This window comes from Streptomyces nitrosporeus, from assembly GCF_008704555.1.
GTDB lineage: Bacteria > Actinomycetota > Actinomycetes > Streptomycetales > Streptomycetaceae > Streptomyces > Streptomyces nitrosporeus.
The window spans coordinates 2,366,855-2,392,555 of record NZ_CP023702.1 but is presented as its reverse complement, the minus strand read 5'-3'; the positions used below and the strand labels follow the sequence as shown (position 1 = coordinate 2,392,555).

19 protein-coding genes and 1 pseudogene are annotated in these 25,701 nt (G+C 73.4%); 15 read left to right on the top strand and 5 right to left on the bottom strand.

The window, feature by feature from the left end; genetic code table 11:
• Window positions 1-132: 132 nt before the first annotated feature.
• Window positions 133-1,620, top strand: coding sequence for an MFS transporter (locus tag CP967_RS10290; protein WP_167535359.1), 1,488 nt, complete (start codon window positions 133-135; stop codon window positions 1,618-1,620).
• A 150-nt stretch (window positions 1,621-1,770) separates the two neighbouring features.
• On the opposite strand, the gene CP967_RS10285 is transcribed toward CP967_RS10290, so the two are convergent.
• On the bottom strand, window positions 1,771-3,000 hold the full coding sequence (locus CP967_RS10285; RefSeq protein WP_229888182.1) for a cytochrome P450: 1,230 nt from the start codon (window positions 2,998-3,000) through the stop codon (window positions 1,771-1,773).
• 520 nt (window positions 3,001-3,520) lie between these two features.
• Between CP967_RS10285 and CP967_RS10280 the strand changes: the two genes are divergently transcribed.
• From CP967_RS10280 to CP967_RS35200, 10 genes and pseudogenes are all read left to right on the top strand, one after another.
• The gene (locus CP967_RS10280) at window positions 3,521-4,552 is read left to right on the top strand and encodes a CaiB/BaiF CoA transferase family protein (protein ID WP_150487685.1); all 1,032 of its coding nucleotides are present in this window, start codon (window positions 3,521-3,523) and stop codon (window positions 4,550-4,552) included.
• Between the two features lie 327 nt (window positions 4,553-4,879).
• Window positions 4,880-6,508, top strand: a complete 1,629-nt coding sequence (gene cimA / locus CP967_RS10275; RefSeq protein WP_150487684.1) for a citramalate synthase — start codon at window positions 4,880-4,882, stop codon at window positions 6,506-6,508.
• A gap of 24 nt (window positions 6,509-6,532) precedes the next feature.
• The gene (locus tag CP967_RS10270) at window positions 6,533-7,567 is read left to right on the top strand and encodes a ketoacyl-ACP synthase III family protein (protein WP_190174975.1); all 1,035 of its coding nucleotides are present in this window, start codon (window positions 6,533-6,535) and stop codon (window positions 7,565-7,567) included.
• A 93-nt stretch (window positions 7,568-7,660) separates the two neighbouring features.
• Window positions 7,661-8,647: an aromatase/cyclase gene (locus tag CP967_RS10265; RefSeq protein WP_150487683.1), complete on the top strand. Its 987-nt coding sequence runs from the start codon at window positions 7,661-7,663 to the stop codon at window positions 8,645-8,647.
• Window positions 8,634-9,263 carry an antibiotic biosynthesis monooxygenase family protein gene (locus CP967_RS10260; RefSeq protein WP_150487682.1) on the top strand — a complete coding sequence of 210 codons (630 nt, stop codon included), beginning with the start codon at window positions 8,634-8,636 and terminating at the stop codon, window positions 9,261-9,263. The genes CP967_RS10265 and CP967_RS10260 overlap by 14 nt, the downstream gene beginning before the upstream one ends.
• 108 nt (window positions 9,264-9,371) lie before the next feature.
• On the top strand, window positions 9,372-9,563 hold the full coding sequence (locus tag CP967_RS10255) for an acyl-CoA carboxylase subunit epsilon (RefSeq protein ID WP_150487681.1): 192 nt from the start codon (window positions 9,372-9,374) through the stop codon (window positions 9,561-9,563).
• Between the two features lie 35 nt (window positions 9,564-9,598).
• A complete protein-coding gene (locus tag CP967_RS10250) occupies window positions 9,599-11,350 on the top strand; it encodes a fatty acyl-AMP ligase (protein ID WP_229888183.1) in 1,752 nt (583 codons plus the stop codon).
• Between the two features lie 34 nt (window positions 11,351-11,384).
• Entirely contained in the window at window positions 11,385-13,109 is a 1,725-nt protein-coding gene (locus tag CP967_RS10245; RefSeq protein WP_150487679.1) for an acyl-CoA dehydrogenase family protein, read from the top strand.
• A gap of 132 nt (window positions 13,110-13,241) precedes the next feature.
• Window positions 13,242-14,489: an acyltransferase domain-containing protein gene (locus CP967_RS10240; RefSeq protein ID WP_150487678.1), complete on the top strand. Its 1,248-nt coding sequence runs from the start codon at window positions 13,242-13,244 to the stop codon at window positions 14,487-14,489.
• Between the two features lies 1 nt (window position 14,490).
• A pseudogene (locus tag CP967_RS35200) lies at window positions 14,491-15,231 on the top strand (4'-phosphopantetheinyl transferase family protein); the annotation flags it as partial.
• A gap of 135 nt (window positions 15,232-15,366) precedes the next feature.
• On the opposite strand, the gene CP967_RS10230 reads toward CP967_RS35200, so the two are convergent.
• The 4 genes from CP967_RS10230 to CP967_RS10215 all read right to left on the bottom strand — a co-directional run bounded on the left by CP967_RS10230 (window position 15,367) and on the right by CP967_RS10215 (window position 20,018).
• Window positions 15,367-15,981 (bottom strand): response regulator transcription factor, encoded by a 615-nt coding sequence (locus CP967_RS10230; RefSeq protein ID WP_150487676.1) that lies wholly within the window; start codon window positions 15,979-15,981, stop codon window positions 15,367-15,369.
• A gap of 26 nt (window positions 15,982-16,007) precedes the next feature.
• The gene (locus CP967_RS10225; protein ID WP_229888184.1) at window positions 16,008-17,171 is read right to left on the bottom strand and encodes a sensor histidine kinase; all 1,164 of its coding nucleotides are present in this window, start codon (window positions 17,169-17,171) and stop codon (window positions 16,008-16,010) included.
• Between the two features lie 223 nt (window positions 17,172-17,394).
• A complete protein-coding gene (locus tag CP967_RS10220) occupies window positions 17,395-19,668 on the bottom strand; it encodes a TOMM precursor leader peptide-binding protein (protein ID WP_150487674.1) in 2,274 nt (757 codons plus the stop codon).
• A complete protein-coding gene (locus tag CP967_RS10215) occupies window positions 19,665-20,018 on the bottom strand; it encodes a hypothetical protein (protein ID WP_150487673.1) in 354 nt (117 codons plus the stop codon). The genes CP967_RS10220 and CP967_RS10215 overlap by 4 nt, the downstream gene beginning before the upstream one ends.
• A 252-nt stretch (window positions 20,019-20,270) precedes the next feature.
• On the opposite strand from CP967_RS10215, the gene CP967_RS10210 reads away from it, so the two are divergent.
• The 4 genes from CP967_RS10210 to CP967_RS10195 all read left to right on the top strand — a co-directional run bounded on the left by CP967_RS10210 (window position 20,271) and on the right by CP967_RS10195 (window position 25,632).
• Window positions 20,271-21,065, top strand: coding sequence for an AfsR/SARP family transcriptional regulator (locus CP967_RS10210; RefSeq protein WP_150487672.1), 795 nt, complete (start codon window positions 20,271-20,273; stop codon window positions 21,063-21,065).
• Window positions 21,066-21,132: 67 nt separating this feature from the next.
• Window positions 21,133-22,722 (top strand): acyl-CoA carboxylase subunit beta, encoded by a 1,590-nt coding sequence (locus CP967_RS10205; protein WP_150487671.1) that lies wholly within the window; start codon window positions 21,133-21,135, stop codon window positions 22,720-22,722.
• A 433-nt stretch (window positions 22,723-23,155) separates the two neighbouring features.
• Window positions 23,156-24,421: a beta-ketoacyl-[acyl-carrier-protein] synthase family protein gene (locus CP967_RS10200; protein ID WP_150487670.1), complete on the top strand. Its 1,266-nt coding sequence runs from the start codon at window positions 23,156-23,158 to the stop codon at window positions 24,419-24,421.
• Window positions 24,418-25,632, top strand: a complete 1,215-nt coding sequence (locus CP967_RS10195; protein ID WP_150487669.1) for a ketosynthase chain-length factor — start codon at window positions 24,418-24,420, stop codon at window positions 25,630-25,632. The genes CP967_RS10200 and CP967_RS10195 overlap by 4 nt, the downstream gene beginning before the upstream one ends.
• Window positions 25,633-25,701: the final 69 nt, after the last annotated feature.

The following is a 25,701-nucleotide window of genomic DNA, read 5'->3' as shown; positions in this document are numbered from 1 at the left end:
CCTTACGGAAACCGGACTGTGGGTCATCCCTCTGCAGGCGCGGTGGAGCCCCTCTCGACCGCCTCCGGCGCCTCGACCGGTTCCCCACCGCGGGCCGACCCCCGGTCCGTCACGGCGGCGCAGTGTGCCCGTATGACAGTGACCGATCGGACACGTGACACGGCCCCGCCCCCCGGCGCGGTCGGCGGCCGGAGGCTGCGGCTCGTCCTGGCCGCCTGCTGCCTGGGCCAGTTCATGAACGTACTGGACGCCTCGGTGGTGAACGTGGCCCTGCCCGTCATCGCCGGTGACCTGGGCTTCGACCAGCACAACCTGCACTTGGTGAACAACGCCTACACCGTCGTGGTCTGCGGCTTCCTGCTGCTCGGCGGGCGGCTCGCCGACCTCTTCGGCCAGCGCCGGGTCTTCCTGCTCGGCGTGGGGCTGTTCACCCTGGCCAGTGTGGTCGGGGGAGCGGCCCACGATCCGGTGACCCTGGTGCTCGCCCGCGCCTTCCAGGGCCTCGGGGCGGCCGTCATGACCCCCGCCACCCTCACCGTGCTCGGCACCACCTTCACCGAACCGGCCGCCCGCGCCAAGGCGTTCGGATGGTGGAGCGCGGTCTCCGGGGCGGCCGGCGCGGTCGGTGTGCTGGCCGGCGGGGTGATCATCGAGTACTTCTCCTGGCGCTGGATCTTCCTGGTCAACGCCCCCATCGGCGTCCTGCTGTTCGCCGCCGTCCGCTGGTCCGTGCCGGAGACCGGTCCGCGCCGGAACGGCCCGGGCCGGGGACTCGACCTGCCCGGCGCCCTGACCGTGACGTCCGGGCTGATGGCCACCGTGTACGGCGTCGCGGAGTCCCACACCTACGGCTGGGGATCCGCCCGGGTGCTCGGGCCGCTGGTCTGCGGGGTGGCGCTGCTCGCCGCCTTCGTGGTCATCCAGGCCACGTACGCCCGCGACCCGCTGGTGCCGCTGGGGGTCTTCCGCAACCGGTCGGTCGCCGCGGCGAACGCGGTGGCCTTCTTCGGTATCGCGGCGCTCTTCAGCACCTTCTACTTCTTCACCCTGGTCCTCCAGCAGGTGCTGGGTTACAGCCCGCTGCACACCGGGCTGAGCTATCTGCCGCTCTCGCTCGGTATCGCCCTCGGAGGCTGGGGGGTGGCCCGCCTGGTGCCCCGGGCCGGGCCGCGGCCGATCCTGCTCGGCGGGCTCGGCCTGTCCGGGGCCGCCCTGTTCTGGCTGTCCGCGGTCGACGCGGGCTCCGGCTACACCGGTGACGTCCTCGGGCCGGCCGCGCTCCTCGGGTTCGGCATGGGCGCGGTGCTCAACGCCACCACCAACGCGGCCACCGCGGGTCTGCCCCCGCACCAGGCGGGGCTCGCCTCCGGCCTCCTCAACACCACCCGGCAACTGGGCAGCGCCGCCGGCCTGGTGGTCCTGGCGGCCCTGGCCACGGCCCGTATCGACGGCCGGGCAGCCGAGGGCGCGGCCCCTGCCGACGCGCTGGCCTCCGGTTACGGCCTCGCCCTCACCGGAGCCGCCCTGTTCGCCGTGGCCGGGTTCGTGGCCGCGCTGTTCGTGCCGGTACGGAAGAGGCCGGCCCTCCACGAGGGCGGCGGCGGGAGGGCGGCGGCCTGAGGAAGAGAGGCGGCCCCTTCCCGCACGACGGCACCCCCCCGCGGACCGGTCGCGGGGGGTGCCGTCGTGCGCGAAGCGGTACGGGAGCCCGCACGGGAAGAGGGGGGTGCGGGGCGCTCCCGCGCTCCCGCACCCCCCTCGCCGGGGCCGTCACCAGGTGACGGGCAGTTCCCACAGGCCGTAGATCACGGCGCCCTCCTTGCGGGGGATCTCCAGGAAGGGCTTGGCCAGCCGCAGCGTCGGGACGCGCTGGAACAGCTTGCTCCAGACGATCTGCAGCTCCAGGCGCGCCAGGTCCGCCCCGATGCAGTGGTGGACCCCGTGCCCGAAGCCCAGGTGCTTGCGGCTGCCCCGGCGGATGTCCAGCTTCTCCGGCTCGGGGAAGACCTCCGGGTCGCGGTTGGCGGCCAGGCCGAGGCAGAGGATGCCGTCGCCCTTGCGGATGACCTGGCCGGCGACCTCGATGTCCTCCAGCGCCACCCGGGGCACGGCGGTGTCCCCGATGGTCGCGAACCGCACCAGCTCCTCCACCGCCGGGACCACCAGCGAGGGGTCGTCCAGCAGCAGTTGCAGCTGGTCGGGGTTCTCCAGCAGGCAGGCCGTGCCCAGGGAGATCTGGCTGGCGGTCGTCTCGTGGCCGCCGTTCATCAGGAGCCGGACCATGTTGAACAGGTCGCGGTCGGTGTACTCCTCGCCGGACGCCTCGTAGTCGGCCATCGCCCGGCTGAGCAGGTCCTCGCCCGGCTCCTTCTTCTTCAGCTGGATGAGCTCGCTGATGTAGGCGTTGACCTCGACGATCGCGGCCTGCCGCTCCTCGGTCGAGCTGTGCCCGCCGAGCAGCGCGGTGCCGTGCTTGATGAAGAACTCGTGCTGGTCCTGCGGGATGCCGAGCAGTTCGCAGATCACCGTCATCGGCACGGCCAGCGAGAAGACCCGGTGGAAGTCGACCGGGCCCTCCATCGCCAGCATCCGGTCCAGGTGGTCGTCGACGATCTCCTCGATCCGAGGACGCAGCCGCTGGACCTGCCGGTGGGTGAAGGTCAGCGCGGCCTTGCGGCGGGTACTGCTGTGCTCCTTGCCGTCGTAACCGATGAACGAGGTCTCGGTGCGGTACTCCGGCGGGGCCACGAAGTAGAAGGGGAAGTTGTCGTGCCTGCGGGAGGCGCTCAGCCGCGGATCGGTGAGCAGCTCACGGATCGTCTGATAGTTCGTCACCGTCCATATGCGCAGGCCGGAACCGTCCAGAGTGACCTGCGAGACGTCCTTCTCGGTCATCTCGGCATAGGCGCGCGGGGGAGTGAAGGGGCACTGGCGCTTGTACGGGAAGGTCTGCGCCTCCGCCTCGGCGGGGACAGCTGACTCCAGGTCGCTGATGGTCACAGTGGATCGATCCTCTCCGGTCCGTGAAGGGTCCGTGGAAGTGGTGGAACACGGTGGTGCGGCGCACGGCTGTGCGACTGCTCCTGGTGGGGCGCGGGTGGAGCCCTCCGGTGCCCGGCGCGCTGCGACGTCCATGCCTCCGCCCGGAGCGGGCATCCGTCCGGGGCGGACGACTGTCCGGTGGCGAGGGCGTCCTCCTTCCCGCGAGCCGGGTCCACCCGGGAGACCGCCTTCCCGGCCTCGGCTGTACGGCCCGGCGGAACCGGCCGGACGACGCCGGTGCGGGGTCCGGCCGGCGCCAGTACAACCGGCCGGGCTGGTGCGCCGGTCGAGCGGGCGCGGAGAGCGGGGCGTACGGGGAGGGGCGGGGCGTACGAGGAGGACCGGGGCGGGGCGGGGCCGAGGGACCGGTCCCGGCTCCGCCCCGCCTCGTCCCGGGCCCGAGGCGGCGGCCGCACCCTGCACGCCCGGTACCCGTGACCAGGCGGGGCCGGGCCGGGAGCGACCAGGAGGAGGAGTGATGTCCCCAGTCACCGGGGCCGGACCGCTGGACGGCCTGAAGGTCCTCGAACTGTCGGCGATCGGGCCGGTCCCGTTCGCCTGCATGATGTTCGCCGACCTCGGCGCCGATGTCCTCAGAGTCGAACGGGCCGACGGCGCAAGGGCGTTCGCCGACTGGCACCGGGAACTGGACCGGGGCCGCAGGACGGTCGCCCTCGACCTGAAGGACCCGGCCGGCACCGAGGAGCTGCTGCGCCTGGCGGACACCGCGGACGTCCTCGTGGAGGGCTTCCGCCCCGGGGTCGCCGAACGCCTCGGCATCGGCCCGGAGACCTGCCTGCGCCGCAACCCGCGGCTGGTCTACGCCCGGATGACCGGGTGGGGCCAGGACGGCCCGCTCGCCCGTACCCCCGGGCACGACATCAACTACCTGGCCCTCACCGGTGCCCTGTACGCCACGGGAGAGGCGGGCGGCCCCCCGGTGCCGCCCCTCAACCTGCTGGGCGACTTCGGCGGTGGTGCGATGTACCTGGTGGCGGGGGTGCTCGCGGCCGTCGTCGAGCGGTACACCTCCGGCCGGGGGCAGGTCGTGGACACCTCGATCCTGGACGGGGTCAACAGCCTTCTGGGCATGGCCGTCGCCATGGCGGACACCGGCCGGTGGCAGCACCGGCGGGGCACCAACCTGCTGGACGGCGGCGCTCCCTTCTACACCTGCTACGCCTGCGCCGACGGCGGCCACGTCGCCGTCGGAGCCCTGGAGGACCGCTTCTACGCCGCCCTCCTGGACGGCCTCGCCCTCGACCCGGGCCGGCTGCCGGACCGCCAGGACCCGGCGAACTGGCCGGCCCTGCGGCGGGCGTTCGCCGACCGGTTCCTGCGCCGCGACCGCGACGCCTGGGCAGGGCACTTCGAGGACACCGACGCCTGTGTCACCCCCGTCCTCAGTCTCGACGAAGCCGCCCTCCACCCGCACCAGCGGGCCCGCGGGAGCGCCCCCGGCGCCCCCGCGCCACGGTTCAGCCGCACCCGGGCGATGCTCCACCGGTGACCCGGTGACCCGGTGACCCGGTGACCCGGTGACCCGGTGACCCTTCGCCCGGCCCGGCCCTTCGCGGCCGGCGGCCGAACGGCCGCGACCAGGCCCGCGACCACGGCCGCGACCAGGGCCCCCGGCCCGGCGGCCCCCCTCCGGTACCCCCCTCGCGGGCGGCGGCCCCGGGCGGAACACCCGCCCCGGGCCGCCGTTCCGGTGCGTCCCGCCGAGGCCACGGGGGATCGACCTGGGCTCCAGCGATCCTCCGCATACCCGCCGGACGCTGGTCACCGGCAGCCGGAGACGCCGGCCGTTCGCCGGACACCGAGAAGGGGAGGGACGATGGCCGAGCAGAGTTTCCAGCTCTACGACACGACCCTGCGCGACGGTACCCAGCAGGAAGGCATGGTGCTGACGGTCGAGGACAAGCTCGCCGTCGCACGCCGGCTCGACGGCCTCGGGGTGGGCTTCATCGAGGGGGGCTGGCCCGGTGCCGTGCCCAAGGACACCGAGTTCTTCCGCCGGGCCCGCACCGAACTGGTCCTGGAGAACGCGGTGCTCGCCGCCTTCGGGGCTACCCGCCGGCCCGGCGTCCAGGCCGCCGTCGACCCGCAGGTACGCGCCCTGCTGGAGGCGGAGACCCCGGTCGTCACCCTGGTCGCCAAGAGCCACACCGGGCACGTGCGCAACGCACTGCGCACCACCCTCGCCGAGAACCTCGCGATGATCAGCAGCACCGTGCGCCACCTGGTGCACGCCGGACGCCGGGTCTTCGTCGACGCCGAGCACTACTTCGACGGCTACCAGCTCAACCGCGAGTACGCGCTGGCCGTCGTCCGGGCCGCGGCCGAGGCCGGTGCCGAGACCGTCGTCCTGTGCGACACCAACGGCGGCTCGCTGCCCGACGAGGTCGGCGCGGTCGTCGCCGAGACCTACGCCATGACCGGCGTGCGGCTCGGCATCCACTGCCACAACGACACCGGGTGCGCCGTCGCCAACACCATGGCGGCCGTGGACGCGGGCGCCGTCCACGCCCAGGGCACCGCCCACGGCTACGGCGAACGCTGCGGCAACGCCGACCTGTTCACCGTAGCCGCCAACCTCGTCCTCAAGCGCGGCCGCGAGGTCGTCCCGCTGGAGAAGCTGCGGGAACTGGCCGCCGTCGGCCACGCCGTAGCCGAGCTGACCGAGGTGCCCGGCACCGTCGCCGCCCCCTACATCGGCCGGGCCGCCTTCACCCACAAGGCGGGGCTGCACGCCTCGGCCCTGCGCGTGGACCCCGGCCTCTACCAGCACACCACCCCCGAGCTGGTCGGCAACATGATGCGCACCCTGGTCTCCGACATGGGCGGGCGCTCCTCCATCGAGCTCAAGGCCCGCGAACTCGGTTACGAGGTCGAGGCCGGCTCCGAGGAGGTGGCCCGCGCCGCGACCCGCGTCAAGGAGCTGGAGAACGCCGGTTACAGCTTCGAGTCCGCCGACGCCTCCTTCGAGCTGCTGCTGCGTGAGGAGCTGGGCGGCGAGGGCCCGGCCCCGTACCCCTTCGAGGTCGAGTCGTGGTCCGTCGGCGTCTCCGGCACGCACGTCGGCGAGGTCCGCACCGAAGCCCTCGTGCGGCTGAAGGTCCAGGGCCGCACCGTCACCGCGAGCGGTCAGGGCAACGGCCCCGTCAACGCCCTGGACACCGCGCTGCACACCGCCCTGGACCCCTGCTTCCCGGTGCTGGCGCAGCTGGAGCTCGTCGACTACCGGGTACGGGTGCTCAGCGGCGAGACCGGGAGCGGCGCCGCCGCCCGGGTGCTGATCTCCTACCGGGCCGGCGACCGCCGCTGGGGCACCGTCGGCGTGGACGGCAACACCACGGCCGCCAGCTGGCAGGCCCTCCTCGACGCCGTCCACTACGTCCTGCTGGACGGACCGCCGGGCCGGGCCGAGGAAGCCCCGCGCCTGACCGCCGTGACAGCGGGCTGAGTCCCGACCCTCTTGGAGTGACAGGTGCGTCTCGAAGACGTCTACATACGGGGGACCTCCGTCAGGCTCCCCGCCCGCATCCCGGTCGCCGAGGCCGTCGCCTCGGGCGCCTGCCCGCCCCGGGTGGCCGCCGGCGCGGCCATGGAATCGGTGGCCCACTCACCCGACGAGTCCGCCGCGGAGATGGCGGCCACCGCCGCCAGGACCGCCCTGGAGCGGGCCGGCACGCACGGTGGCGACGTCGATCTGCTGCTGCACGCGGACACCTACCACCAGGGCCAGGACCTGTGGCCGGTCGCCTCCTACATCCAGCGCGAGGCGCTCGGCAACTCCTGCCAGGCCGTGGAGATCCGGCAGATGTCCAACGGCGGGCTCGCCGCGCTCGACCTGGCCACCGCCTACCTGAGGGCGGGCCACGGCCGCGGTGACGCGCTGCTCACCACCGCCGACCGCTTCTGCGCCCCCGGTATCGACCGCTGGAACACCGACCCCGGCACCCCCTACGCCGACGGTGCCACCGCGCTGGTGCTCTCCCGGCGCGGCGGCTACGCCCGGCTGGTCTCGCTCGCCATGCACGCCGACCCCGAACTGGAACCGCTGCACCGCGGCGACGACCCGTTCACCACCGCCCCGTTCGGCCACCGGATGCCGGTCGACTTCGAGGCGGCCAAACGCTCCTTCACCGGCCGTACCGGTATCTCGTACGCCATCACCCGCGCCCACAACGGCCAGCAGACCGTCATCAAGCAGGCGCTGGCCGACGCCGGATCCGAACTGGGGGACGCCGACTGGGTGGTGCTGCCGCACTTCGGGCGCCGCCGTCTGGCCGCCATCTACTACAAGCCCTTCGGCATCGACCCCGCCCGGACCACCTGGGACTTCAGCCGCACCGTCGGACACCTGGGCGCGGGCGACCAGTTCGCCGGCCTGGACCACCTGACGTCCTCCGGCAGGGCGGCCCCCGGCGACCGGGTCGTGCTGATCAGCGTCGGCGCGGGCTACAGCTGGGGCTGCGCCGTCCTCGACATCCTCGAACGTCCGGCCCCGGACCCCGTCTGAGCACGCGTCCAGCCGCTCTCCACCTCCGCTCAAGTCATCCATGCAAGCCTCGTGATCCGCCCTGCTGCGGACTGTTCGAAGGGAAGGTTCGCCGTGGCACCCACCGCTACGACCGAGACCGAAGCACTCCACGTCACGGAGCACTCCGTCACCGTCGGCGCGTCACCCGACGCCGTCTACGCCCTCGTCGCGGACGTCACCGAGTGGCCCCAGGTGTTCGGCCCCACCGTGCACGTCGAGGTGCTGGAGGAGGCCCCGGCCGAGGGCGGCGAGCAGCTGCTGCGTATCTGGGCCGTCGCCGGCGACAAGGTCCGCACCTGGACCTCGCGCCGCGTCCTGGACCCGGCGACCCGCAGCGTCACCTTCCGCCAGGTCGTCACCGCCGCCCCGGTCGCCTCGATGGGCGGCGAGTGGCGCGTCCAGGAGCTGGAGGACGGCTCCAGCCGCGTCACCCTGCTGCACGACTACCGGGCGGTCGACGACGATCCGGCCGCCGAGGAGCTCATCGAGCGGGCCGTCGACACCAACAGCCGCGCCGAACTCCTCGCCCTGAAGAACACCGCCGAACTCGGCGGGCGCCGCGAGGAGCTCCACTTCACCTTCAGCGACTCCGAGACGGTCTTCGGCGCCGCCGGCGACGTCTTCGCCTTCCTCGACCGGGCCGACCTGTGGCCCGAGCGGCTGCCCCACGTGGCCCGCCTCGACCTCGACGAGGACGAACAGGGCATCCAGCACATGGACATGGACACCCGCAGCCCGGACGGCTCCACGCACAACACCACCTCGGTCCGCGTCTGCTTCGAGGACCGCCACGTCATCGTCTACAAGCAGCTGCGGGTCCCGGTCGCGATGGCCGGCCACACCGGCCGCTGGGTGATCGAGTCCCTCGGCGACGGCACCGTCCGGGCGACCTCCTGGCACACCGTCACCCTGGACCCGGAGGGCGTCAGGACGGCGCTGGGACCGGACGCCACCCTCGCCGAGGCCCGTGCGCTGGTCCGCAGGTCCCTCGGTACCAACAGCTCCACGACCCTGCGCCACGCCAAGGAGTTCGCGGAGGAAGCGCGTGCACGGGCGTAACCGGGAAGCACCGCTCACGGTGATCAACCGGTTCCAGGTGAAGGGGGACACGGAACGCTTCGAGCGCGCGTTCCGCGACCACTCCCAGTACCTGCGCCGGCGGGAGGGCTTCGCCTTCCTGGTGACCGTCCAGCTCGTGGAACGCCCCGAGGTGTACGTCCACCTGGGGCACTGGCGGACCTCCCGCGGCTTCCTGGACACCGTCCACGACGACACGTTCCAGAAGCACGTCAGGCAGCTGGGGCCGATGGTCGAGACCGAGGTGGACCAGGCCGTGAGCGTCTCGCGGGTACTGCGGGGGAACGCGGTGACCGACTCCGCGACCGTCGTCCTGACCCGGGCCAGGGTCCGCAGCGACCCCGCGGCCTACGAGCGGTGGTTCGCCGAGGGCAACGAGCACCTCGCCCGGCTCGGCGGCTACGGCGGCAGCGACCTGCTGCGCTCCACCCTCCGCCCGGACGTCTACACCGGCGTCCAGTGGTGGCAGGACGCCCGGTCCTGCGACCGCGCCCAGGCGGACCCCGGCCACCGGGCGGTCGCCACGGAGCTGCGGCGCGTCGCCGACCTGTCCGTGGAGCGCTGCCGCCACGTGGCGTACGAGAGCGTCGTCCTCTGAGGGGCCTCCCCGGGAGAGCGCCGTACGGAGCCGGGGGCCCACGGGCCCCCGGCTCCGGCGCGTCCGGGGCGCGAGCCCCCTTCGAGCGGCCGGGCGCACTCTGGTCACATGGCGAATCCGATGCGTATCACCGTGGTCCGCGGACGGCCCGACGAGGCGGAACTCGCGGCCGTGACCGCCGTACTGCTCGCCCTGGCACGCCGCGCGGGCGAGCCGGACGAGGAGACCAGGGCGGCCTACGCCGGATGGACCGTCAAGCGCGGCGGGTACCGCAACCCGGCCACCTGGACCGCGCCGTGAAGCGGGACTCGCCGCACACCGAGGGAGGGGGAGACGTGACAGGTCACCGGACCTTTACGGAACACATCCAGGCCCAGGCCGCGAAGACGCCGGACCGGGAGGCGCTGATCCTCCTCACCGAGCGTGAGGGCCGTCTGGTGCCCCGCACGGTCACCTACGGCGAACTGGACCGCGCGGCCCGCGCCCTGGCCGCCGTCCTGCGCCGGCACACCGCGGTGGGCGACCGGGTGCTGATCGCCCACCGCGCGAACGGACCGTTCGCCACCGCCTTCCTCGCCTGCCTGTACGCCGGGGCCGTCGCGGTCCCCGTCGCCCCGCCCGGCGGGCACGGCCACCACGACGAGCGCATCGGCGGGATCGTGAAGAACGCGGCCGCCGCCTGCGTCCTCACCACCCTCGACGAGGCGCCCGAGGTCTCCCGGCTGCTCGCCCGCACCGGGCACGGCGACGTGGTGTGCCTGCCCGTCGACGGGCAGGCCGTCCGGGAGTCCGCGGAGCCCTGGGAGCCGTACACGCCCACCGAGGACACCGTCGCCTACCTCCAGTACACCTCCGGCTCCACCCGCGCCCCGCACGGTGTGGTCGTCACCCACCGCAGCCTGCTCGCCAACCAGCGGGCCATCTCCGAGGCCCTGGGGACCCGCCCCGGTGTCCGGACGGGCGGCTGGCTCCCCCTCCACCACGACATGGGGCTGGCCGGGCAGCTGCTGCACGCCCTGTGGCTCGGCGGGACCAGTGTGCTGATGTCCCCGGCCGCGTTCGTCAAGCGGCCCGCGAACTGGCTGGAGACCGTCTCCCGCTACCGGCTGACCGTGAGCGGCGCCCCCGACTTCGCCTATGAGATGTGCGTCCGCCGGATCAACGACACGCAGCTCGCCGGGCTGGACCTGTCCGGCTGGGAGACCGCCGTCAACGGCGGCGAGCCCATCTCCCCCACCACCCTGAGCGCCTTCGCAAAACGCTTCGCCCCGGCCGGCCTGAGACCCGGCGCCCTGGCCCCCTGCTACGGCCTGGCCGAGGCGACCCTGCTGGTCACCGGCGCCCGCACGGCACCCGAGGCCGCCTCGCGCACGGTCGACGCCGGGGCTCTGGAGGCCGGTGTGCTGGCCGCCCCCGCCCCCGGCGCGCCCGCGCGGGTCCTCGCCCACTGCGGCCCGGCGGCCGGTACCGAGGTACGCGTCGTCGACCCGGTCACCCACCGCGAACTCCCCGACAACACCGTGGGGGAGATCTGGGTGCGCGGCGAGAGCGTCGGGCCCGGCTACTGGGCCCGGCCGGCCGAGACGGCCGCCTCCTTCGGCCACCGGATCGACGGCGGCGGAGCGGGCTATCTGCGCACCGGTGACCTCGGCGCCCTCGACGGCGGCCTGCTCCATGTCACCGGCCGCCTCAAGGACATGATCGTCTTCGCCGGACGCAACCTCTACCCGCAGGACCTGGAGCGCACCGCCCAGCAGGTCAGCTCCCTCTTCGGCGCCGCCACCGCCTTCTCCGTGCCCGGCAGCCGCGAACGCGTCGTCCTCCTCCAGGAACTGCGCGCCCGCAGCCGGCACGACATCGACCTGGCCGCCCTCTCCGACGCCGTACGGCAGCGGCTGAGCGAGGAGTACGACGTGAGCGCCGCGGCCGTGCTGCTGGTGCGGCCGGGTACGGTGCGCCGCACCACGAGCGGGAAGGTGGAACGGGCCGCCATGCGGCGGCTGTTCCTGCGCGGCGAGATCACCCCGCTGCACCAGCGGATGGAGCCGGAGATCGAGCTGCTCGTGGCAGCCGGGAGGCAGCGATGAACGACGGACGGGCCGCGGCGGCCGGGAGGCGGCGATGAACACGGCCCTCGCGAGGATCGACGACCTGGAAAGGGCGTTCGGCCCCCTCGACGACCCCGGCAACCCGCTCGGTGCCCACGCCCTGCTCGCCGCCGACGCGGCGGGCAGCGTGCTGCCCGGGGCCGAAGCCGTCCTGGACGCCTTCGGCCTCAACGCGGAGTTCGTCCCCGCCGACGTGGGCGGCCGGCTGGAACGCATGGACGTGCTCGGCCGGATCCTGCGTCCCGTCTTCCGCCGGGACGCCTCGCTCGGCTTCGGCTACGGCCTCAACTGCTTCTTCGCCACCGCCCCCGTGTGGACCGCGGGGAACGAGGAGCAGCGCGGGCACGCGGCCCGGCTGCTCCTCGGCGGACGGCGGGTCGCCGTCGCCCGCCACGAGGTGGCGCACGGCAACGACTTCGTCCGCGACGAGTTCACCGCGCGCACCGTGCCCGGCGGCCTGGTCCTGGACGGCAGCAAGTCCGCCGTCGCCAACGCCTCCCGGGCCACCGGCCTGGTCGTCTTCGCACGGATGGAGGACGCACCGCGCGGACGTACCCACAGCGTGCTGCTCCTCGACCGGGACGAGCTGCCGGCCGGACGGGTCGAGGACCTGGCCCGCCACACCACCACCGGTATGCGCAGCACCGAGTTCGGCGGGCTGCGGATCACCGACTGCCCGGTGCCCGGGGACGCGGTCCTCGGCGCGCCCGGCGACGGCTACGAGCTGTCCCTGCGCTCCTCGCTGCTGATCCGCGGCCTGATCCCCTCGATCGTGCTGGCCGGCGCGGACACCGCCCTGCGCACGGTCGCCCGGTTCGCGGTCCGGGAACGGGCCGACGGCCGGTCCTCGCTGGACGTCCAGCACGTACGGTCCGTGCTGACCGGCGGCTTCCTGGACCTCCTGGTCATCGACTGCCTGGCCCTGGTCGCCACCCGGGCGCTCCATCTGCTGCCCCGCCAGATGAGCGCCTACGCCGCCGCCGCGGCCTATCTGGCGCCCAAGCTGGTGGCCGAGTCCATGGACGAGATGTCCTCGGTCCTCGGTGAGGAGACCTTCGCGCAGGACGGCGCGTACGGCATGTTCCAGAAGCAGCGCCGGGACCTGCCGGTCACCTCGCTGGGCCACGCCGGGAGCGCGGGCCGCCAGGTCAGCATCCTGCCCCAGCTGCCCTACTTCGCCCGGCACGCCTGGTTCGCCGACCCGGAGGCGCCGGCCGCGCTGTTCCGGCCGGACGGGGAGCTGCCGCCGCTCGACCTGTCCCAGCCCGCCCTGCTGGGCGACGGCGACCCGCTGGCCGCGACCCTCGTCGCCTGCACCGACCTGCTGGAGTCGGAGAGCGGGACCGGCGGGGGGCACGACTGCGGGCCCGCGCTGCGCTTCCTGGTCAGGACGCTCACGGGTGAACTCGTCGAACTCAAGAAGGCGTTCGAGAAGATCCCGGAAGGCGACCGGGAGACCCTCTCCAGTCCGTACAGCTTCGGCCTCGCCGACCGCTACACGCTGGTGCTCGCCGGGGCCGCGGCCCTGGGGGTCTGGCGCGAGCAGCGCGACACCGCCGCCGGCGCCTTCCTCGGGACCACCGCCTGGATCACCTCCCTGCTCTACCGGCTGGCCGGACGGCTCGGGCTGCCGCTGCCCGACCGGCCCGCCGACTGCGAACGGCTGGTCCTGGACGAGGTCATGGCGCGGTTCCACAACCGGCGCAGCTACGACCTCTACAGCTCGCCGCTCGCCTGAGGAGCCGCCGTCCGCCCCCTGGGGCGACGGCTCCCGAGAGGCCCGCCGCCGAAGCCCACCCGGGCCGAGGACCCACCGTCCCCCCGACCGCACCGGGCGCCCCCGCCCCAGAGCCGGACAGGAAGCACCGTCATGCAGGAAAAACCGCCGAGTCAGCAGGACGACTTCACCGTGGCGCACCGCGAATGGCTCAGCGAGCGGGTGGCCCACTACCTCGGCCACCCGGTCGGCGAGAACGCCTCCCTGACGGCCGAGGGCCTGGACTCCGTCGCCGCCCTCAGCCTCTACGGCGACATCGAGGAGGAGTTCGGCCCGCTGATCGAGCCGGACGACATCTGGGCCTACCCCACCGTGCGCGGGCTCGCCCACCTCCTGGCGATGCGCGACACCCGCGGGGAGGGCGGCCGGGTCCGCGCCGCGTTCGTCTTCACCGGCCAGGGCTCGCAGCACCCGGGGATGACGTCCGGCCTGTACCTGAACTCCACCGGCTACCGGACCTTCCTGGACGAGGCCGACGCCGCGCTCAGCCCGTGGACCAAGGAGTCGGTGGTCAGGCTCATCCTGTCCGACGACCCCCGGATCCACCGCACCGCGCTCACCCAGCCCGCCCTGTTCGCCGTCGAGTACGCCCTGGCGCGGACGCTCCAGGAGGCGGGGGTGCGGCCGGTGGCGGTGCTGGGGCACGGCATCGGCGAGTTCGCCGCGGCCACGATCGCCGGCGCGCTGTCCCTCGCGGACGCCGCCCGGGTGGTGTCGATGCGCGGCGCCTTCATGCAGTACCTGCCGCCGGGCGGCGGCATGATGGCCACCTGCCTCACCCCGTACGAGGCCGCCGAGGCCGTCGCCGCCGAACCCGCCGTCGGCATCGGCGCCATCAACGCGGCCAAGGCGGTCGTGCTCTCCGGCGACCGGGCGGGGCTGGAACGGATCGAGGCGGCCCTCGCCGGGCGGGGGACGCGCTGCCGCCACCTGGCGGTCTCGCACGCCTTCCACTCGCCGCTGATGGCCTCCGTGGTCCCCAAGTTCGAGGCGATCGTCCGGCGGACGGCGGGCGGGGCGGCCCGGGTGCCGTTCTACTCCACGGTGTACGGCAGGCTCGCCACCGAGCCGCTGTACGGCCCCTACTGGACCGAGCAGATCACCGCGCCCGTCCGGTTCGCCGACGCCGCCCGCGGCCTCCTCGCCCAGCAGGCCCCCACCCACGTCGTCGAGATCGGCCCGCAGGCCGTCCTCACCCCCTACCTGCGGCGGCTGGGCGGCTCCGGCGGCCCCGCCTGCATCCCCGTCTGCCAGGGCCCGGCGAGCGACGCCGTGGACCTCGCGGGAGTGATCTCGGCCCTCGACGCCGGTCCGCTGGCCGCGGCCCTGACCGGAGCCTGAGATGCCGGCACGGGTGGGACGCCCGTTGTACGCCGGAGGGCCGGAAGGGCGCCCCGGCGGCCCGGCGGGGGAGCCGCGCGACGAGCTGCACGGCCGGCTGCACCGCGAACTGGCGGCCACGGGAAGCGTGGTGGTGTACGCCCCGGTGCCCGGCTGGGTCCCGCGCGGCGCCACGGACGCCGAGCTGCACCTCCGCCTGGGCCGGGACCGGGCACGCTACGAGTCCATCGGCCTGCCCCGCGTCCGGGAACGTTTCGTCGCCTCACGGCTGTTCCTGCGGGAGGTGGCGGCCGCCGCCCTGCGCACCGGGCCGGAGCTGGTGGACCTCGCCTACCAGCCGGGCGGACGCCCCTACGTGCGCGGCTGCGACCAGATCGACGTCAGCCTCAGCCACACCGAGGAGACGATGGTCGTCGGCATCACCCGGCGCGGACGCATCGGGGTGGACGTGGAGCGCGCGGACCGCCGGCTCGCCCACACGGGCTCCGAACGCCAGGCGTGCACCCCGTACGAGAAGGGACGGCTCGACGCCGGCGGCGAGGACGGGCGCAACGACACCATGGTGCGGCTGTGGACCCTCAAGGAGGCGTACAGCAAGGCACTGGGGCAGGGGCTGCGGTTCCGCTTCACGGAGTTCGGGTTCGCGCTGGACGGCGGGACCGCCCGGCTGGTGCGCCCCGACGGCACCCCGGTGCCCGGCGGCGAGTGGCAGTTCGGCACCTTCCCCGTGGGGGAGGGGTACGTGGCCAGTGTCGCCGTCTGCGACACGGGCTTCGGCGAACTGACGGACCTGTCGGCCGGCACCACCCTGGACCACGGCCTGCTGGACGCGCTGCTGGGGCAGGCACGGCGCCCCGCCCCGGAGGGCGGGGCCGGGTCACGGCAGCCAGCCCGCCTCCTCGGCGATCCGGATGGCGTCGATCCGGTTGCGCGCCCCCAGCTTGCCGACGATGGCCGTGAGGTAGTTGCGGACCGTGCCCTTGGACAGGTAGAGGCAGCCGGCGATCTCGGCCGCCTCGGCGCCGCGGGCGGCGAGCCGCAGCACCTCCAGCTCCCGGGGTGAGAGCGGGTTCTCCGGGGAGTCCCAGGCGGAGAGCGCGAGCTGGGGATCGACCACGCGCCGCCCGGTCGCCACCGACCGTACGGCCAGGGCGAGCTGGTCCGGCGGGGAGTCCTTCAGCAGGAAGCCCGACACATGGGCGGACAGGGCGCGGCGCAGGGTGCCGGGGCGGCCGAGGCTGGTGAGGATGAGGGTGCGGCAGCTGGGCAGCTGCTCGTGCAGTTCGGCCGCCGCCGTCAGCCCGTCGATGCCGGGGAGGTCGATGTCTATCACGGCCACATCGGGTTTGGACGCCAGGGCGGCGGGGACGATCGTGTCACCCCGGTCGACGGCCGCGACCACGTGCAGGTCCGGCTCCAGCTGGAGTAACGCCACCAGCGCGCCGCGGATCATGTGGACATCCTCGGCGAGGAGGATTCTCACGGACAGCATCGTTACCCCCGGTCAGATGATGTGGATCAGGCAACCGCGGTTCTCTCCGCGGCGGGCTGGTCGAGGACCAGCAGCCCGTCGTTGCTCTGCGGTCTCATCGGCGCCCAGACCTCCAGATGGAACCGTCCGTCCTCCCGCAGCCCGGCTGTCAGCCCGCCGCCGATCGCCGCGAAGCGTGTCCGCAGGTTATCCAGCCCGCTCCCGCCGGTGCGCGCGGAGAAGAGGTCGGGCTGCTTCTCGGGACCGTCGTTCACCAGGCCGAGACGGACCGTTTCTCCGTCCGACCGGGCCTTGATGACGCAGGTCTGCACCCGGCTGTGCCGCAGGATGTTGGTGACCCCCTCCCTCAGCGCGGTGGCCAGGACCGTGTCCACCACGGGGTGCAGCCGGCCGCAGCTGACGTCGACCTGCGCCCGTACGTCGGCCGCCGCGAGCACCGTCCCCGCCGACTCCGCCTCGTCGGTGAGCGACATGTCCCGGTACCCGCTGGACACCAGCCGCACGTCCGACAGCGCCTGGCGGGCCACCGCCAGCAGGTCGGCGGTCTCCGCGCGCGCCTTCTCCGGCCGGCTGAGGATCAGCCGCTGGATCAGCTCCCCCTTGAGGGTGATGGCGGAGAGGCTGTAGCCCAGCAGGTCGTGCAGGTCGCGGGCGAACCGCAGCCTCTCCTGGGTCACCGCCATCCGCGCCAGTTCCTCCCGGGTGTCGTGCACCTCCTGGACCAGGTCGGCGAGTCGGGTGAGGCCGTAGATCACGAGCCCGCTGAGCATGCCCGAGATGGTGAAGTAGAGGATCAGGTCGGGCCCGGCCCCGGCCAGCCAGTTGTAGAGGGGGATGGAGGCGATCAGGAGCCCGTAGGCGTACCAGCCGGTCCGCACCGGGAGCATCAGCAGCAGGGTGGCCGCGAACGGCCCCTGCATCGCACCCCAGTTGGTGCTGAACCAGAACAGGGGCAGATAGGTCAGGAGCGCCTGGAGGACGAGCACCCCCGTCTTGCGCCGGGCCGACCAGTGGCGCGCGCGCGGCGAGGAGACCAGGAACTGCACGGTGAAGACCGTGAGCGCGAGGCCGACGCAGGCGACGAGTACGGCCGTCTGCGGCCGGGTCCGTACGACGTTGAGCACACTCATGACCGCGTAGCAGACCAGGGCCACGACGATGACGCTCCGGGCCAGCCGCGGCGCCGGCACGTGGGAACGGGGCGACAGGCTGTCCGTCGGCGGGACCGGGGCCGCGGAGGGTCCCTCCGTGCCGTCCGCGGCCTGCCGCCCGTTTCCGGAGGAGCGGGTGTGTGATGATTTCGCGCCATCGTTCGTCGTCGGCATGAACGTCCCCTCGGCACGGAACAGCAGTGGCGGACGGCATGCTATGTCTTTCTTCTGCTGTCATCCACCGTGTCTTGAACCGGTGAAATCAAACGAACAGCGCCACGGGGTTGAGTTCTTCGTACGGGAGGGGGCCCGTGCGTCGGCCGAGTTGCACCGGGGTGTCGAAGAGCCGCCCCGGGGCGAATCGTGCCCAGAAGTGGCGCAAGCCGGGAACGATCACCTTTACGACGGGAAGGCCCACGTCAGGGCGTGTCTGATCCAGTATCAGCAACTCCATGTCATGGGCCCGTACCATCCGCTCCGCGTACGCGATGTCATCCCGCAGGTCGTCGTGCGCGACGCAGGGGTAATGCGCCGGGCCTCGGGGCGTTTCGGCTGGATCTGCGCAGAGGTATGGCTGATTCTGCACGGTGGCCCCGCTCCACCAATTGGCCAGTTCCGGCCCTGCCGATCGGGAGGTCGCCGTGTCCGAGGGAAGCAGTTGCGCCAATTCCGTCACCGCGCGCCGCAGCGCCAGCGAGGCGTCGAAGTGGGCGCCGAAGCCGAAGGAGATGCGCTCCTCGGACCGGCCGGTGCGGCGGGAGACCGCGGCCATCACCGGGATGCCGAAGTCCGCCGTCAGGTCGAGCACCCACAGGTCGCGGCCGATCCGCTCGTAGACCTGGCGGGTCCGGGCCAGCCACGGCTCGTCGAACGCGTCCAGGTCGACGGCCGGCTGCCGGGTGCGGTTGTACCACCACAGGGCCACCGCGTCCCGTTCCACCAGTTCGAGGAAGCCCTGGACGACGGCGTCCTCCGGACTGCTGCCCGCGGCGTTGCCGTTGGAGTCGGCCCACGGGGCACGGGGCGTGCCGCCGGGCCCCGGGCCGAAGTAGAGCATCGAGGTCGGCAGCAGCCGCTGCGCCCCGGCCGTCAGCGACCAGACGGGCGTCCACTCCACGGGCTCCGCGGCGTCGAAGCGCGGCGGCACCTGCTGGAAGGCGGAGTGCGTACGGTTCCACCGGTCGCGGTCCGTGAACTGCTCCTCGGCGAACAGCTGGCAGTCGTTGGGGTGCAGGGCTGCCCCGCCGAGCCCGGTCAGCGTGTCGACCACCACCGGTTCGTCACCGTGCCGGGTGCCGCTGTAGCGCTCCAGCGCCTCGCACAGCGCGCCGACCTCGGCCTCCTCGGCGGTCGTCCCCTTGCCGCCGCTCTGCGCCCGCAGTCCGCCGCGCAGCCGGTCCAGCGAGTGGCAGTCACCGATGGCCAGGTTCCGCCCGGACACGTAGCGGTGCAGCCCGTCCGGGGAGTCGGACGCGGGGCGCAGTTCGGAGACCACTCCGGTGAGCGGGTCCGCGAGATGCCGGTAGCGACTCAGCACCGTCTCGGCGCTGTGCGCCCGGTGGTTGCCGCCCACCGTAAGGGACTTGGCGCGCGGCACCGGCACGAAGGGGCGGCCCACCCGCTCCGCGACCAGCCCGGGGTCACCGCACTCGGAGCACTGCGGACGGCGCGTCACCGGGTGCTGCCGGGTGCGCAGGGTCCGGGTGTCCAGCGCGCAGACGGACCGCTGCCCCTCGTACCGCAGCCCCGCCACCCACTTCGCCGCCTCCAGCATCGCGGTGTGCATCCCCAGCGCGCGTACGGTCAGCAGGGAGACCTCCGGCACGGGCACCGTCCCGGCCACCGCCCCCAGGGCCCTCAGCACCGGGGCCCACGAGGCGCGGTGGCCCCGCAGCCGGTGGGCCAGGCACGTCCAGCAGGCACCCTCGGCGGGCTCGAACACCGGCCCCACCCATGTCTCGGTGCCGCAGGGCTTGGCCGGCAGCCAGGCACGTCCCGCCGTCCGGCACCGGGCGCCGGCCCGGCCCACCCGCGGGTCCAGGTAGTCGTCGCACAGGACGAGGGTGAGCCCCGCCGCGTCCTCCTCCCCGTCACCGGAGATCCGCAGCCCGGCCGCGGCGCACTGGGCGAGGGCCGCCTCCCGGTCCACCCGGCCGAGCGTCACCAGCTCCACCGGGGTGCTCAGCAGCAAGGCCGCGGCGGTGGGGCCGTTGAGACCGGAGAGTTCCCAGTACCCCTCGGCCCCGGCGTCGGCGGCCGGATCGTGGTAGCCGATCAGGTCCGCCCTGGCCAGCTCGGCGATCATCCGGGCCGCGGCGGCGGCGGGCAGTGAAGCGGTGGCTTCCCGCAGGACGCCGGAGAGCGTGCGGGTGCCGTCCAGCAGGGCCGCGAGTTCCTGGATCTCCCGGCCCTGCAACGCGGTCGTGCCCCGCTCCGACAGGAGGTAGACGGCGTCGCCCTCGACCGCTTCCACCCGCAGGTGTCTCTTGAACCCCACCGGCAGCTCCACGCTCCCGGTCCCCCCGAGAACGGTCATGCAAAGGCCGCCTCGGCGGCTTCGCCCGGTACCAGGTGGGCCCAGGTGGCGGTGCCGATGGCGGGGGAGTCGGCCGGCGGGCCGGAGACCCGGTCCAGATCGTCGATGACCAGGTCCCAGCCGCTCATGCCGTGGTCGTCGAGGGAGGCGGCACCGGCGAAGACGGGCTCGGCCGCCGTGAGGCCGAACTCGGCGAGCACCGAGGCCGGGTCGTCGGTGTAACGCTGCGCCAGCTCCGGTTCCAGGCCGGCCCGGGCCGTCAGCAGGGCGAAACGGTCGTCGAAGTGCCCGGCGGAGCCGAGCGCCGGATGGGCCGAGGAGTTCTGCGCGGAGTTCACGACGACGTTCATGGGGGATGCCCCTCCCGGGTCGGTGGTGACGAGCAGGTGTTCGGTGCTTCGGATACCGGGATTCTGCTGCCCGCCGGGCCACCGGGCACAGTGCGAGGCTCACCACCGGGGCATGACATTTTCATGTGCGCCCTCGTGAGCGCCTCACTGGGACTCGAACGGCGCAGGTGGCAGGCTCGCAGCCGACTCCGCACACCCTTCAGGCCCGCTTCAGGGCCTGTCGCACCGCACATGAAAGCGAGGGCACCCGTCATGGAGATCAATGTTCTGGGACCGCTGGCGGCACGCGAGAACGGAGTGTCCGTCGTCCCCACGGCGGCCAAACCGCGGCAGATACTGTCCCTGCTCGCGCTGCAGTCCGACCGCGTGGTGACGGTGGCGACCCTGATGGAGGAGATCTGGGGCGAGGACATCCCGCGCAGCGCGGCCACCACCCTGCAGACCTACATCCTCCAGCTCCGCCGCAAGATCGCGGCCGCCCTCGACGGCGACCCGTCCCGGCAGGCCAAGGACATCCTCGTCACCCAGCACGGCGGTTACCTGCTCCAGGTGCAGCCCGGCCAGGTCGACGCCCACGAGTTCAGCCGGCTCGCCGCCTCCGGCCGGGCCGCGCACGAGGCCGGCGACCACCACGCCGCCTCCGAACTGCTCAGCCGGTCCCTGATGATGTGGAAGGGCAGCGCCCTGGTCGACGTACGCATCGGGACCGTGCTCGAACTGGAGGTGCTCCGCATGGAGGAGGACCGGATGGCGACGCTGGAACGGCGCATCGACGCCGATCTGGTGCTCGGCCGGCACACCGAGATCGTGCCCGAGCTGCGCGTCCTGGTCGCCAAGCACCCCATGCACGAGAACTTCTGCGCCCAGCTGATGACGGCCCTGCACCGTTCGGGCGGCGCCTGGCGCGCGCTGGAGGCGTACCAGCGGCTGCGGGGGACCCTCGTCGACGAGCTCGGCCTGGAGCCCTCGGCCCGGCTCCAGCACCTCCACCAGGCGGTCCTCTCCGCGGACCCCGCCCTCGACCTCCAGGTGCCCGCCTCCGGCTGAGCGGGCGGCCCCCTTCCCAGGGGCGTGCCTCCAGCACGTCTCTAGGAGGCGTTCCTACGTTCGGCCGATGACGATCCTCGACGACCTGACGGTCGCACCGGCCGCCCCCGACCTCCGACGCGCCACCGCGGAACTGCGCCGGCTCAAGGAGGAGGTGGGCCGCGGCCCCGATCCGGCGGCCACCCGGCGGCAGCACGACAAGAACAAGCTCACCGCCCACGAGCGGCTGGAACTCCTCTTCGACGACGACTCGTTCACCGAGATCGAGCCCCTGCGCAGGCACCGGGCGTCCGGTTTCGGCCTGGAAGCACGCAAACCGCACGGCGACGGGGTCGTGATCGGCTGGGGGCTGGTCCACGGCCGTACGGTCTTCGCCTACGCCCATGACTTCCGCGTCTTCGCCGGAGCCCTCGGCGAGGCGCACGCCGCCAAGGTCCACAAGGTGATGGACCTCGCGCTGGCCGCCGGCGCGCCGCTGGTCAGCCTCAACGACGGGGCGGGAGCCCGTATCCAGGAAGGCGTCACGGCCCTGGCCGGCTACGGGGGCATCTTCCGCCGCAACGTGGCGGCCTCCGGGGTCATCCCGCAGATCAGTGTGATGCTCGGCCCGTGCGCCGGGGGAGCGGCCTACTCGCCCGCGCTCACCGACTACGTCTTCATGGTCCGGGAATCCGCGCAGATGTTCATCACCGGCCCCGACGTGGTGCAGGCGGTGACCGGTGAGCGGATCACGCACAACGGGCTGGGCGGCGCCGATGTGCACGCGAGCGTCTCGGGCGTCAGCCACTTCGTGTACGACGACGAGGAGACCTGCCTCCAGGACGTGCGGTTCCTCATCGCACTGCTGCCCTCCAACAACCGCGAGGCCCCGCCCGTGGTGCCCTGCGACGACCCCGCCGACCGCCGCACCGACGCCCTCGCCGACCTGGTGCCCGCCGACCCGGGGCGCAGCTACGACGTGCGGGCGGTGATCGGGGAGATCGTCGACGACGGGGAGCTCCTGGAGGTCCACGAGACGTGGGCCCCCAACATCGTGTGCGCGCTGGCCCGCCTCGACGGCCGCACCGTGGGCGTCGTCGCCAACCAGCCGGCCGCGCTGGCCGGGGTGCTGGACATCCACGCCAGCGAGAAGGCCGCGCGCTTCGTCTCCACCTGCGACTCCTTCAACATCCCGCTGGTCACCCTCGTCGACGTGCCCGGCTTCCTGCCCGGCGTCGACCAGGAGCACAACGGCATCATCCGGCACGGCGCGAAGCTGCTGTACGCCTACTGCAACGCCACCGTGCCCCGGATCTCCCTGGTCCTGCGCAAGGCCTACGGCGGGGCGTACATCGTCATGGACTCCCGGTCCATCGGTGCCGACCTGTCCTTCGCCTGGCCGACCAACGAGATCGCCGTGATGGGCGCCGAGGGCGCGGCCAACGTCATCTTCCGCCGCGAGATCGCCGCGTCCGACGACCCCGAGGCGCTGCGCGCCCGGCGGATCGAGGAGTACCGCAGCGAGCTGATGCACCCCTACTACGCGGCCGAACGCGGCCTCGTGGACGACGTGGTGGACCCCGGTGACACGCGTCGGCTGCTGATCCGCTCGCTGGCCATGCTCCAGGCCAAGCACGCCGAGATCCCGTCCAGAAAGCACGGGAACATCCCTACATAGTGGGGCATTCGGGCAGGTCCACGCGTACGCGAGTCCCGGTCAAGCACACAGACGTTCCATGGCTGCACCGGAAGCGGCGGCCCGTTACGAGCGGGTGGCCGGCCGGACCGGCCGGCCGGGGAGGTTCCCACCCCGAACAGCCCCGGCCGCCGATGTACGAGCACCACCGCCGGCCACGCGGCCCGCCCGGTCCCACCGGCCGGCGGACGCCCCGGCCCCCGGAGCCCCGGACCTCCGGAGCCCCGGCCCCCGGACCTCCCGGATCCTTCCGGGACCCGGCGAATCCCTCCGGGACCGCCCCGGGGCCCGACGAACAGCGCGACCCACGAGCAGAGCAGAAGCGTCACGGACGAAGGGATCGACAGTGACCCCCACAGAGCCGGCCGGCAGGTGCGGACAGCCGCATCCGGCCCCGTCGAAGGTCAGGTAGACCATGCGCAGAGTCGCCATCACCGGCCTGGGCGTCGTGGCCCCCGGCGGGGTCGGTGTCAAGGAGTACTGGGACCTGCTCACGGCGGGCCGCACCGCCACCCGCAGGATCTCCTTCTACGACCCCTCGCCGTTCCGTTCGCAGGTCGCCGCGGAGTGCGACTTCGACGCCCTGGCGGCCGGCCTCTCCCACCAGGAGATCCGCCGTCTGGACCGGGCCGCCCAGTTCGCGGTGGTCTCCACCCGTGAGGCCATAGCCGACAGCGGCATCGACCTCTCCGCCGCCGACCCGGGCCGGGTCGGCACCGCGGTGGGCAGCGCGGTGGGCTGCACCACCAGCCTGGAACGCGAGTACGCGGTCGTCAGCAACGGCGGCGCCAAGTGGAACGTGGACCACGAGTACGCCGTACCCGAGCTGTACCGGCACTTCGTGCCCAGCTCCATCGCCGCGGAGGTCGGCCTGGCCGCCGGCGCGGAAGGACCGGCCGCGGTCGTCTCCACCGGCTGCACCTCCGGCCTCGACTCGCTGGGCCACGCCGTGGAACTCATCCGCGAGGGCACCGCCGACATCATGATCGCCGGTGCCACGGAGGCCCCGATCTCGCCGATCACCTCGGCCTGCTTCGACGCCATCCACGCCACCACCCCGCGCAACGACACCCCGGAGAGCTCCTGCCGGCCCTTCGACCGGACCCGCAGCGGACTCGTCCTCGGCGAGGGCGCGGCCATCCTGGTCCTGGAGGAGCTGGAGAGCGCACGGCGCCGCGGCGCCCACATCTACGCCGAGATCGCCGGCTTCGCCTCCCGCTGCAACGCCTACCACATGACCGGCCTCAAGCCGGAGGGCGTGGAGATGGCGGAGGCCATCGACGCGGCCCTGGGCGAGGCCCGCCTCGCCCCGGACACCATCGACTACATCAACGCCCACGGCTCCGGCACGAAGATGAACGACCGCCACGAGACGGGCGCCTTCAAGCGGAGCCTCGGGGACCACGCCTACCGGACCCCGGTCAGCTCCATCAAGTCGATGATCGGGCACTCGCTCGGCGCCATCGGCTCCCTGGAGATCGCCGCCTGCGCCCTCGCGATGGAACACGGTGTCCTGCCGCCCACCGCGAACCTGCACGAGCCCGATCCCGAGCTCGACCTCGACTACATCCCGCTGACCGCCCGCGAGAAGCAGACCGACGTGGTCCTCAGCGTGGGAAGCGGCTTCGGCGGATTCCAGAGCGCCATGGTGCTGGCCCGCCCGGAGAGGAGCACCGTATGACCACCGCAGTGGTGACCGGCCTGGGCATCACCGCCCCCAACGGCCTGGGAGCCGAGGACTACTGGAAGGCCACCCTGGCCGGTGAGTCCGGCCTCGGGCCGGTCACCCGCTTCGACGCCTCGCAGTACCCCTCCCGGATCGCGGGGGAGGTCGCCGACTACGTCGCCGAGGACCACATCCCCAGCCGGCTGATGCCCCAGACCGACCACATGACCCGCCTCGCGCTCACCGCCGCGGACTGGGCCCTGGCCGACGCCGGCATCGACACCTCCGAACTGCCCCACTACGGCATCGGCGTGGTCACCGCGGCGTCCGGCGGCGCGGTCGAGTTCGGCCAGCGGGAACTCCAGAACCTCTGGAGCCAGGGCAAGGAGTACGTCAGCGCCTACCAGTCCTTCGCCTGGTTCTACGCCGTCAACACCGGCCAGATCTCCATCCGGCACAAGCTGCGCGGCCCGAGCGGCGTCCTGCTCACCGAGCAGGCCGGCGGCATCGACTCCCTCGGCCACGCCCGGCGCCACATCCGCAAGGGCTTCCCGGCCGTCGTCTCCGGCGGTGTCGACGCGGCCCTCTGCCCCTGGGGCTGGGTCCCGCAGATCGCCTCCGGCCTGATGAGCACCGTCGACGACCCGGCCCGCGCCTATCTGCCCTTCTCGGCGGACGCGGCCGGCTACGTCCCCGGCGAGGGCGGCGCGATCCTCCTGGTCGAGGACGCGGAATCGGCCCGCGCCCGCGGTGCCTCCACCGTCTACGGGGAGATCGCCGGATACGCGGCGACCCTCGACCCGGCCCCCGGCTCCGGCCGCCCGCCGGGCCTGCGCAGGGCGGCCGAGAACGCCCTGGCCGACGCCGGCCTCACCCCCGGGGACATCGACGTCGTCTTCGCCGACGCCGCCGGTGTGCCCGAGCTGGACCGCGCCGAGTCCCAGGCCCTCACCGGCCTGTTCGGCACCCGGGGCGTCCCGGTCACCGCGCCCAAGACCATGACCGGCCGGCTGCTCGCCGGGGGCGCCGCCCTCGACGTGGCCACCGCGCTGCTCGCCCTGCGCGACGGTGTCGTACCGCCCACCGCGAACGTCGGGGCGGCGGCACCGGACCACGGCATCGACCTGGTCACCGAGGCCCGCGACGCGGACCTGCGCAACGCGCTCGTCCTCGCCCGGGGCCACGGGGGCTTCAACGCCGCCCTCGTCGTACGCCGCGCGTCCTGAGCCGTGGGCGGCGGCCCCGGCCGCCGCTCCCACGGCCCCGCGCACACCACCCCGGACCCCCACGCACCA

Bases quoted from the DNA above. Each gene is read 5' to 3' on its own strand.
- CP967_RS10290 (WP_167535359.1), top strand. From the start codon at position 133: ATGACAGTGACCGATCGGACACGTGACACGGCCCCGCCCCCCGGCGCG.
- CP967_RS10280 (WP_150487685.1), top strand. From the start codon at position 3,521: ATGTCCCCAGTCACCGGGGCCGGACCGCTGGACGGCCTGAAGGTCCTC.
- cimA (WP_150487684.1), top strand. From the start codon at position 4,880: ATGGCCGAGCAGAGTTTCCAGCTCTACGACACGACCCTGCGCGACGGT.
- CP967_RS10255 (WP_150487681.1), top strand. From the start codon at position 9,372: ATGGCGAATCCGATGCGTATCACCGTGGTCCGCGGACGGCCCGACGAG.
- CP967_RS10245 (WP_150487679.1), top strand. From the start codon at position 11,385: ATGAACACGGCCCTCGCGAGGATCGACGACCTGGAAAGGGCGTTCGGC.
- CP967_RS10240 (WP_150487678.1), top strand. From the start codon at position 13,242: ATGCAGGAAAAACCGCCGAGTCAGCAGGACGACTTCACCGTGGCGCAC.
- CP967_RS10230 (WP_150487676.1), bottom strand. From the start codon at position 15,981: ATGCTGTCCGTGAGAATCCTCCTCGCCGAGGATGTCCACATGATCCGC.
- CP967_RS10220 (WP_150487674.1), bottom strand. From the start codon at position 19,668: ATGACCGTTCTCGGGGGGACCGGGAGCGTGGAGCTGCCGGTGGGGTTC.
- CP967_RS10215 (WP_150487673.1), bottom strand. From the start codon at position 20,018: ATGAACGTCGTCGTGAACTCCGCGCAGAACTCCTCGGCCCATCCGGCG.
- CP967_RS10210 (WP_150487672.1), top strand. From the start codon at position 20,271: ATGGAGATCAATGTTCTGGGACCGCTGGCGGCACGCGAGAACGGAGTG.
- CP967_RS10205 (WP_150487671.1), top strand. From the start codon at position 21,133: ATGACGATCCTCGACGACCTGACGGTCGCACCGGCCGCCCCCGACCTC.
- CP967_RS10200 (WP_150487670.1), top strand. From the start codon at position 23,156: ATGCGCAGAGTCGCCATCACCGGCCTGGGCGTCGTGGCCCCCGGCGGG.
- CP967_RS10195 (WP_150487669.1), top strand. From the start codon at position 24,418: ATGACCACCGCAGTGGTGACCGGCCTGGGCATCACCGCCCCCAACGGC.